This is a genomic window from Pseudomonas sp. AP42 (assembly GCF_001728935.1).
GTDB classification, from domain to species: Bacteria; Pseudomonadota; Gammaproteobacteria; order Pseudomonadales; family Pseudomonadaceae; genus Aquipseudomonas; species Aquipseudomonas lactis.
Map to the genome: position 1 here is coordinate 21,180 of NZ_LYSO01000075.1, position 9,387 is coordinate 30,566.

The following is a 9,387-nucleotide window of genomic DNA, read 5'->3' on the forward strand; positions in this document are numbered from 1 at the left end:
GCTCAAGTCCAGTAGGTGGAAAACATGCCCAGGCGCCGTTTAAGCGCGTTGGGCAGGTGGCGTTCAAGGTGGCCGAGGCGATAGCCCAGCAATTTAAAGGCGCTGCGCACCACCACTTCGGGGGCGCGGTACAGCGCGTTGGCCTCGCGCAATGCGTGCAGTTCGGCCAGCACATAACGTTTGCCTTCGCCGCCGGCGTCGCCAAACGCCTGGCGAATCCACGGCTCGCGGCCGTAGAACACACCGATATCGAAGTAGCGGCGAAACTCTTCCAGCAAGCGGTAATCATGGGAGTGATAAACCTGCGCACTCGCGGCATAGCGCACCTGGTAACCGGCCAGCAGCATGCGCGCGGCCACATAGGCGTCTTCACTGCCAATCACATCCTGGGGGAAACCGCCGACCGCGCTCAGGGCGCTGCATCGGTACACCGAAAACGAGTCGGAGCTGAAGCAGGTCTTGATGCCCAGTTGCGCTGCATCGTCCAGGCGCTTGGTGCGGCTGGCCGCCGGGTAATTGAAGTGCCGCGACTGCGCGCCGAGCACGCCGGCGCCGGGGTGCGGCAGCTGCCGTCCATAGGCCACGCCGTTGAGCGGGTCCAGTTGCAGCTCGCTGATCAGGTTGGCGAAGGTCTCGGCGGTGGCGGGGATCGCGTCCTGGGTCATCACGATCAAGGCGTCGCCGCCCACCTGCTCGCTGGCCCAGCGCCGGGTACCGCCGTGGTTGAAATCACGGGCGTCAATCACCTCCACGCGCGCGCCGAATTCGCGAAAGCGCGCCACTGTGTCATCGCTCGATGCGCTGTCGACCACCAGCACTTCATCTGGCTGCAACGTCTGCATGCGCAGGGCTGGCAACAGGCGGTCCAGGTGGCTGGCCGCGTTGCGGGTGGGGATGATCAATGACGTACGCATCAGGGCTTCACTTCAACCGGCGCGCGGCCGTAGATGTCGTCATAGCGCACGATGTCGTCTTCACCCAGGTACTCACCGCTCTGCACCTCGATCATCACTAGGTCGATGATGCCGGGGTTGGTCAGGCGGTGCTTGTGCCCGGCGGGAATGTAGGTGGACTCGTTCATGTTGAGCAGGATCTCGCGCTCACCATTGGTGATCATCGCCGCGCCGCTGACCACCACCCAATGCTCGCTTCGGTGATGGTGCATTTGCAGGGACAGCGAGCCTTTGGGCTTGACCACGATGCGCTTGATTTTGAACCGCGTGCTTTCCTCCAGCACCGTGTAGGTGCCCCACGGCCGGGTGACGGTGCGATGCAGGCTGAACGCCGGGTGATTCTGGCGCTTGAGTTCGGCAACGATATGCCGCACGTCCTGGCTGCGATGGGCGTCGGCGATCAGCAGGGCGTCGGGGGTGTCGACGATGATCAGGTCACGCACGCCCACCGCACCGAGTACCCGCTTGGGCGAGTCGATGTAGCAGTTATGCACGTCATGCAGGATCGCCTCGCCGTTGATCTGGTTGCCATTGTCGTCACTGGGCGTGAGTTGGCGCAGGGCTTCCCAGGAGCCGATATCGCTCCAGCCGATGTCGCAGGGCACGACCGCGACCTGGGCGGATTTTTCCATCAGTGCCACATCGATGGAGATATCCGGCGCGGTGCCGAAACCTTCCGGGCTCAGCTCGCGCTGGCGACTGCTGCTGTTTTGCAGGCTCTGGCTGTGCTCCAGCGCAGCCTTGGCCGCCTCTAAAACTGCCGGTGCGTGGCTGGCCAATTCTTCCAGCAGGGTGGCGGCCTTGAAGCAGAACATGCCGGCATTCCACAGGTGCTTGCCGCCGTCCAGGTAGCCTTGAGCGGTGGCCTGGTCGGGCTTTTCGACAAAGCGCTGCACCCTGAAGCCAGCGCCCAGTGCCGGCCCTTGTTCGATATAGCCAAAGCCGGTTTCTGCTCGGTCAGGCTGGATGCCAAAGGTCACCAGGTAACCGGCTTCGGCCAAGGCGCGGGCTTTTTCCACCGCCTGGGCAAAGGCGCTTTCATCCAGCACCAAGTGATCGGCCGGCATCACCAGCAACTGCGCGTCTGCGCCAAAATGCTCCTGAACATGCAACGCAGCCACAGCGATGGCGGCGGCGGTGTTGCGGCCAAACGGCTCCAGCAGCAGGTCGAGACCCAGGCGCTGGGTGTTCACCGCGCGGTAGTCGTCCAGGGTGCGAAACAGCAGGTCGCGGTTGGTCACGGTCAGGATGCTGTCGACGCCCGGCAAGTGACTGGCCCGCAGGAAGGTCTTCTGCAACAGGCTCTGGTCGTCGCGCATGCGCATGAAGGGCTTGGGCATGTTCTGCCGCGAAACCGGCCATAGCCGCGTACCCGAACCACCGGAGATGATGCAGGGAATCAATCCGTTAAGTGGGTTCATCAATAGACTTCCTTGGTGGAAAGAACGGCCGGGACCGTCATGAAAACGATGTAGAGGTCCAGCCACACGGACCATTTGGCGATGTATTCCAGGTCGTATTCGACCCGTTTCTGAATCTTGAACAGCGTATCGGTCTCGCCGCGGTAACCATTGATCTGCGCCCAACCGGTAATGCCCGGCTTGACCCGATGGCGCGAGCTGTATTCGCTGACCGCTTCCTCGAAAGGAATCCCCGCAGCCTTGGTGGCCGTGGCGTGGGGGCGCGGGCCGACCATCGACATATTGCCCAGCAGCACGTTGAACAGTTGGGGCAGCTCATCAATGCTGGTCTTGCGGATGATCCTGCCGACCCGAGTGATGCGCGGGTCCTGGCGCGTGGTCTGGTTCTCGGCGTTGAGGTCGGTCTGCTCGACGTACATTGAGCGGAACTTGAACACGCGGATCAGGTTGTCGTTGTAGCCATACCGCTTCTGGCGAAACAGCACCGGGCCCTTGGAATCGAGTTTGATCGCGATAGCCGTCACCAGCATCACCGGCGACAGCAGCAACAGGCCGATGCTGGCCAGCAGCAGGTCTTCGCAACGCTTGATAAAGGGCGACCAGCCTCGCAGCGGCAATTGCGAGGTGTTGAACATCAGGATGCCGCCCACATCAGTGATGCGGTTATGGCCGTAGCGCAGGGCGGCCATGTCCGGCACCAGCATGACGTTCACCGACATCTGCCGCAGGCGCTTGACCAACCCATTGATGCGCTGCTCGGCGGCCCAGGGCAGGGTGATCATCACCTGGTTGACCTGTTCGGAGCGGATCAGCTTTTCCAGGTCGCGGGTATTGCCCAGCAACGGCAAGCGGCTCAACTCCTTGGGAATGCGCTCGGTACGGTCGTCGATAAAACCGATCAGGCCGGAACGGATGTCACTGTTGCGCGACAGGTGTTCAGCCACATGCACGGCCGTGTCGGTAAAGCCCAGGATCACGGTGCGCTGGAGGAATTTGCCGTTGTCCATCAAATGGCGGTACAGGCGCAGCATCAGTATGCGCTCCACGCCAAACAGCAGCAGGCTCGCGGAAAACCAGAACACCAGGTTGCGTGGGCTCAACTGCGGGAACAGGAGCAGGATCTGGTACATGAACAACAGAATGCAAAACGCCGAGACCCAAGCCACCAGCATCACGCGAAAACGCAGGCGATTGCTGAATAGGTCATCGGAGTAAACCCCCAGGGCCTGGAACAAAATAATGGTCAGAATCGCAAAGAACGCCAGCAGGCCCAGGTAGTGAGTGCGCATGTGTTCTGCGACCGGGTCCGGGTAGAACAACAGGATGATCGCCGGCGAGATTGCGGTCAGCCCGTGAAGCAGTTTTACGAAAACGACAAAAAACTCAACGAAACCGGTGCGAGTCAAAAACAGGCTATCAACGGACGATTTACCGCGCATACATCAGATCCTCAATACACCACCAGAACGTTCCTATTCGTTTGCTCATCCATAAGGCAGGTATGCATTACAAGTGGTGCAAATCGAACGACCTCTGTTGCTGGGTAATCCGTAATGGCTGTCTAGACGCAGGCATTTACTGGGTGATGGCTAAATAGTGGCTCCTTTGAGGATTTGTGTCAATGATTTGGCTTTTTGTCCGTTTTCTTCGATAGTCCTCTCAAGGTCTCCATGATATGACGGTTTGTTGACGTGCATGGTGGGTATTTCAGAATAATCGAGAATCGATGATGGCTTTTTGGAGTGTAGGAACAAACTGGGGATTTGCCTGCCAGCCACGAAAAGCTTTTGACGATGGCGCAAGGCCTTATGGTAGGAGCGAGCAAGCTCGCTCCTACAGGGGGGATGTGCAGGGCTTAGAATTTGCCTTTGAGGCTCAGCGTGAGGTTGCGCGGCTCTCCATAAAGATTACCCCAGCCTGAGGTACCCACGGTCTGGTAGTAGTTTTTATCGAACAGGTTGTTACCGTTGAGCGCCACCGTCCAGGTGTCGTCCACCTGATACGCCAGGCGCGCATTCCACAAGGCATAGCCGGCCTGTTCCAGTTTGATGTTTTGCAATCGGTAGTTGCTGCTTTGGGCGTTGACGCCTGCGCCGACGGTCCATTTCGACAGCGCACCGTCCAACTGATAGTCGCCCCACAAACGCAGCATATGCCGGGGTACGTAGGTGTTGGACACCGCGCCTTCGGCTGCGCTGTCGATGTTCTTCAGGTTCTTGGTTTGCGTGTAGGTGTAGCCGCCAAACACTTGCAGGCGTTCAAGCAATTCGCCGCTCAGTTCGGCTTCCACGCCTTGGGCGCGCACTTTGCCCGTGTCGGTATAGCAGTAGCCGTCCGAGGAACTGCCGCAGCGGGTGATGAAGTCGGTTTGGGCGGCGTTTTTTTCGATGGCGCGAAACAGCGCCAGGGAGCTGTTCAGGCGCCCGTCAAACCATTCGCCCTTGATGCCAAACTCATAGTTCTCACCCATTTTCGGCTTGAGGGCCGAACCGCTGACCGTAGCGTAGGAGCTTTGGGGCTGGAAGATATCGGCGTAGCTGGCGTACACCGAAAGGTTGTCATTGAGGTCGTAGATCAGCGCGGCGAACGGCGTGACCACCCCGGTTTCCTTGGTGCGTGCATCCTGGTCGGTCCACTCGCCCCAGGCCAGGTTCAGGGACTCACGGCGGTTTTCATACCAACTGACGCGACTGCCGAGAACCAGCATCAAAGGTTCGGCCAGACGCAGGCGCAAGGTGGCGTAGGCACCGTATTGAGTGGCGGTTTCCTTGACCGTGCCGCCACGGTACATGTTGGGCCAGAAGGTATCGTCGGCAGGTTCCGGGAAGTGGTGGTTGGGGTTGAAGACGCTTTGGCGCTGGGGCAGGTTGCGGATCGCATAGACATCGTCCTGAGTGCCACGGCTGCCATTGGCGCCGAGGATCAACTCATGTTGCAGGCCAAAGGCTTCAAATTGACCGTCGATATAGGCGTCCAGGCCGTAGTCTTTGTGATCGTAGTCCAGCAAGGCTGCGTAGCTGGTAAGCGTGGGGGCCGGGTTGCCATAGTCCACGGTGCTCTCGCTGGCCGCGTATTTGATGTCTTGCAGGTTGCGGCTGTGTACAGCGCTGACTTTTAGCTTCCAGTTGTCATTGAAGTGATGGGTCATATCGGCGAACAGCGTGGTGCGCTGGCTTTGCCAATCGTTCCAGGCCTGGCCAAGGCAGGTGGAGCGGCTCAGGCCGAGGCTTTTGCCGTCACGATAACGCGGCAGGCCGCTCCAGCACGGCGTGGAGTCGACATCCTCATAGCTGGCCCCGAAGCCCAGGGTGGTGTCAGGGCTGACATCCATGTCCAGGGCCGCGTAAAACGCCTGGTCCTGGCGCTTGGCAAGGTCCATGTAGGAGCCGCGATTCTGTTGGCTGACCGATGCTCGACCACGCACCGTGCCGCTGTCGTTCAGCGGGCCGCCGGTGTCGAGTTCGGCGTGGTAGTTATCCCAGGTACCCGCCGACAACCCGAGGCTGGTAGTGGGCTTGGCCTGGGGCCGCTTGCGCACGAAATTTACCGCGCCACTGGCGGTGCCGGCGCCCTTGAGCATTCCGGCAGCGCCTTTAAGCACTTCCACACGGTCATAAATCGCCATGTTCGCGCTGAAACTGTCGGCTTGTATGTAGTCCTTGCCGATGTCCAGCGGTACGCCATCGAATTGGTACTGGCCGAGCATCTTGAAGCCCCTGGAGTAAAAATACTTGCCGCCCATGGGCGATTCGTAGCTGGTGATCCCTGGGGTGCGCTCCAGCAATTGGTCGATGGTGGTGATGTTCTGGTCATCCATCAGCTTGCGTGTCATCACACTCACCGATTGCGGCGTGCGTCGCAGGCTGTGTTCGCCCTTGCCGATGGTCACCGCGCCGGTGGTGTAGGAGCCGCTGCCTTCGGTGGTGGCGCCCAAACGATCACCGGTGATGGTGGTGGCGCCCAGGTTCAGCGCCGAGCCGGCTTGCTGCGGAGGTAGCAGTAACCAAGCGTTCTGGCCCTGGCTCTGAGCCTGCAACCCCTGGCCTTGAAGTAACCGGTTCAGGGCCTGTTGTGGGGCCAGGGTGCCGCTCAGCCCCGGGCTGCTTTTGCCTGCCACGCTGCCAGCGTCATACGACAGGCTGATACCGGCCTGCCGCGCAAACTGATCAAGGGCGCCCGCCAGAGGCCCAGGCGCAATATTCCAGGCGCGGGCTTGGCGCTCGCTGTCGGGCTCCTGGGCACTTGCGGTATACGGCAAGGCGCTGGCCGCCACGCACGCGCCAAGGAGGGTGGCATTGAGGGCGTGTCTGAGGGGTGAACGTTTGGAGGGGAACGCTTGCATGACCGCGGGATGCTCCTGAAGGAAGTGGACAACACCGGCCTGTTGATCGGCCTTTCCTTACAGGTCGAGTGGCAATGAGAATTCACCTCATTTATTTTTGGCCGGTCACACTCGAGCGGAGACGGTCACCCAGTAGCGGCTGCGGTAGGTCACATCGATTGCCAGCGATTGCGCCACTAACTTGAGCACCTGGTCGGTGTCATCCAGTTGGTAAGTGCCAGAAACGCGTAGCCCCGCCACGGCTTCGCTGCACCGCAGCAACCCATTGCGATAGCGGCCCAGTTCGGCCAGGAAGTCGTCCAGGCGCATGTTGTGGGCGCTGATCACGCCGTCACTCCAGGCCCAGGGGTCCAGGCCGTTGTTGGGGGACGGGCGAATGCCGCTACGGTTGAACACCACCTGTTCCCCAGGCTTGATCACCTGGCGTGCGGCGCCGTCATGGCGATTGGCAAACACCGCCACCGCACCCTGTTGCACGGCCAGCAGGGTGCCTTGGGGTTCTTCGCGCACCAGCAAGCGCGTGCCGAGGGCGCGCAGGTAACCGTCGCGGGTATGCACCCATAGCGGACGGTGGTCGGCCCCGGTATTGATCAAAATTTCACCCTGGCGCAGGTTCACCAGCCGTTGTTCGGCGCCAGGGGTAATGTCGACGGCGCTGGCGCTGTTGAGCTGGACCTTGCTGCCATCGTCCAACACCACCCAGCGCCGCTCGCCGGTGGCGGTGCGGTAGTCCGCCATCAAGGCTGGCAGGGGCGTGTAGTCGCGACCCAACCAGGCTAAACCTGCTGCGCCGGTAAACAGCCCGAGCATTTTCAGGCTGTCACGACGGCTAACTTGCTGGCGTGCGCCGTCGAGTGCATGGCGACTGACATGCGCTGGCAAGTGGTTGAAATCATCATTCAGGGTGGCGACCCGATGCCAGGCCTGTTGATGCGCGTCGCTGGTGTGCAGCCACTGTTCAAAGGCCGCGGTGCTCGCGTCGTCGGCGGTGTTGTAGCGCAGCTTGATCATCCACTGGATGGCCTGGTCGACCAGGCGCGAGTCAGGAGTCAGCATAGCGCAACCGGTAACAGGCGTGCAGCGCCTTGGACAGGTCGCGCTCCACCGTTGCCTTGGACACGCCCAGGCGCAAGGCGATCTGCGGGCAGGTCAGGCCGTCCAATTGGGCCAACAGGAACGCCTCGCGCACCCTCGGCTTGAGCTGGTCGAGCAGACGGTCAATGCGCTCCAGGCTGTCGAGGATCAGCCGCTTTGTTTCTTCGCTCGGCACCTCTACTTGCGGGAAGTGTGCCAGGCTTTCCAGGTAGGCGCGTTCCAGTTCGCGGCGCCGGTATTGGTCGATCATCAAGCTGCGCGCGATGCTGCTCAGATACGCGCGCGGCTGCTGCAAGGTCTGTTGCTGACGCGCGTTGAGCAGGCGCACGAAGGTGTCCTGCGCGAGGTCAGCGGCGCGCTCCTGGCAGCCCGTGCGCCGGCTCAACCAGCCTCGCAACCAGGAATGGTGGGCTTGGTAAAGCTGGCCGATGGCAGCAGGGTCCAGTGGGTGATCGCTCGACATGGTCATCCTGGCGCAGCAGGCTTAATTGATAATGTTTCGCATTCTAGACGTTGGTCGTGGCATTCAGCAATCACTGGGTTCGCTGCGTGAGCAATGTATCCAGCACAATTTTTTGTAGGGCCTGCCAGCGCCGATTAATCTGGGTTTTTCCCAGCGGACGGTTCAACCATGATCAGCCTCGTCACACTCGGTGTTTTTTCCGGCGCTGTGTTGCTGTTGTTGCTGTCACCGGGGCCGAACATGGCGTTTGTCATCAGCCAGGGTGTCACCCATGGCTGGCGCGGCGGCGTTGCTTCGGCCCTGGGGATCGGCGTGGCCGACCTGTTGCTGACGGCATTGACCGCCATGGGGGTGACGGCGGTGGTCGCCAGTTGGCCGCCGGCATTCGACCTGATCCGTTATGCGGGCGTGATCTACCTGCTGTGGCTGGTCTTCAAAACCCTGCAGAAGCGCCCCAGCCTGGACACCCCTCACGTCGGCCGGGTGGCGTTGGGCCGGGTGTTTTTGCAGGCCATGTTCAACAGTTTGCTCAACCCCAAGGCGTTGTTGTTTTTCATGGTGTTCCTGCCACAGTTTGTGCGGCCCGAGGCGGGGGCCATCGCCTTGCAACTGATGGTGCTGGGCGGCGTGCTGACGCTGATCGCGAGCGTGTTTCATGTGCTGTTGGGCCTGTTTGGCGGGGCGCTCAGTCGCTTTTTCGCCAAGCGCACAAAAAGCGCCTGGCTGCAGAAGTGGGGCTTGGCGGCGGTGTTGATGGCGTTGGCTGTGCGTTTGGCGGTGATGTCGCGTCCTGCCTGAAGCCACGCAAGTTTCTTTGTGGCGAGGGAGCTTGCTCCCGTGACGGCCCGACAGCCGATGCTCATCTACCAGACACCCCACCATCCAACTGTGGGAGCTGGCTTGCCTGCGATGGCGGCCTACCAGCCGACACCTATCTACCTGACACCCATGATCCAATTGTGGGAGCTGGCTTGCCTGCGATGGCGGCCTGACAGCCGCCCCATATCGACCTGAAACCCCACGATCCCAATGTGGGAGCGGGCTTGCTCGCGAAGGCGGCCTGGCAGGCGACACAGTTGGATTGTGTGTATATCCATTGCTGCGGTAACGGCC

General features: G+C 61.0%; 7 protein-coding genes. 1 reads left to right on the forward strand and 6 read right to left on the reverse strand.

What is annotated here, in order from left to right; all coding sequences use genetic code 11:
• Nucleotides 1-2: 2 nt before the first annotated feature.
• The 6 genes from A7K61_RS21545 to A7K61_RS21570 all read right to left on the reverse strand — a co-directional run bounded on the left by A7K61_RS21545 (nt 3) and on the right by A7K61_RS21570 (nt 8,274).
• Nucleotides 3-914, reverse strand: coding sequence for a glycosyltransferase family 2 protein (locus A7K61_RS21545; RefSeq protein WP_069558329.1), 912 nt, complete (start codon nt 912-914; stop codon nt 3-5).
• Nucleotides 914-2,374 (reverse strand): mannose-1-phosphate guanylyltransferase/mannose-6-phosphate isomerase, encoded by a 1,461-nt coding sequence (locus A7K61_RS21550; RefSeq protein ID WP_044273578.1) that lies wholly within the window; start codon nt 2,372-2,374, stop codon nt 914-916. The genes A7K61_RS21545 and A7K61_RS21550 overlap by 1 nt, the downstream gene beginning before the upstream one ends.
• Complete coding sequence (locus tag A7K61_RS21555) at nt 2,374-3,813, reverse strand: undecaprenyl-phosphate glucose phosphotransferase (protein ID WP_069558330.1); 1,440 nt, start codon at nt 3,811-3,813, stop codon at nt 2,374-2,376. The genes A7K61_RS21550 and A7K61_RS21555 overlap by 1 nt, the downstream gene beginning before the upstream one ends.
• Nucleotides 3,814-4,229: 416 nt before the next feature.
• Nucleotides 4,230-6,716: a TonB-dependent siderophore receptor gene (locus A7K61_RS21560; RefSeq protein ID WP_069558331.1), complete on the reverse strand. Its 2,487-nt coding sequence runs from the start codon at nt 6,714-6,716 to the stop codon at nt 4,230-4,232.
• 105 nt (nt 6,717-6,821) lie between these two features.
• Nucleotides 6,822-7,772 (reverse strand): FecR domain-containing protein, encoded by a 951-nt coding sequence (locus A7K61_RS21565; protein WP_069558332.1) that lies wholly within the window; start codon nt 7,770-7,772, stop codon nt 6,822-6,824.
• Entirely contained in the window at nt 7,759-8,274 is a 516-nt protein-coding gene (locus A7K61_RS21570; protein ID WP_044273581.1) for a sigma-70 family RNA polymerase sigma factor, read from the reverse strand. Before A7K61_RS21570 ends, A7K61_RS21565 begins: the two co-directional genes overlap by 14 nt.
• A gap of 168 nt (nt 8,275-8,442) precedes the next feature.
• Here A7K61_RS21570 and A7K61_RS21575 point away from each other — a divergent pair, with 168 nt between their 5' ends.
• Nucleotides 8,443-9,072, forward strand: coding sequence for a LysE family translocator (locus tag A7K61_RS21575; protein ID WP_069558333.1), 630 nt, complete (start codon nt 8,443-8,445; stop codon nt 9,070-9,072).
• Nucleotides 9,073-9,387: the final 315 nt, after the last annotated feature.

Excerpts from the sequence above, each read along its gene's own strand:
- A7K61_RS21555 (WP_069558330.1), bottom strand. The coding sequence starts at position 3,813 with ATGCGCGGTAAATCGTCCGTTGATAGCCTGTTTTTGACTCGCACCGGT.
- A7K61_RS21570 (WP_044273581.1), bottom strand. The coding sequence starts at position 8,274 with ATGTCGAGCGATCACCCACTGGACCCTGCTGCCATCGGCCAGCTTTAC.
- A7K61_RS21545 (WP_069558329.1), bottom strand. The coding sequence starts at position 914 with ATGCGTACGTCATTGATCATCCCCACCCGCAACGCGGCCAGCCACCTG.
- A7K61_RS21560 (WP_069558331.1), bottom strand. The coding sequence starts at position 6,716 with ATGCAAGCGTTCCCCTCCAAACGTTCACCCCTCAGACACGCCCTCAAT.
- A7K61_RS21575 (WP_069558333.1), top strand. The coding sequence starts at position 8,443 with ATGATCAGCCTCGTCACACTCGGTGTTTTTTCCGGCGCTGTGTTGCTG.
- A7K61_RS21565 (WP_069558332.1), bottom strand. The coding sequence starts at position 7,772 with ATGCTGACTCCTGACTCGCGCCTGGTCGACCAGGCCATCCAGTGGATG.
- A7K61_RS21550 (WP_044273578.1), bottom strand. The coding sequence starts at position 2,374 with ATGAACCCACTTAACGGATTGATTCCCTGCATCATCTCCGGTGGTTCG.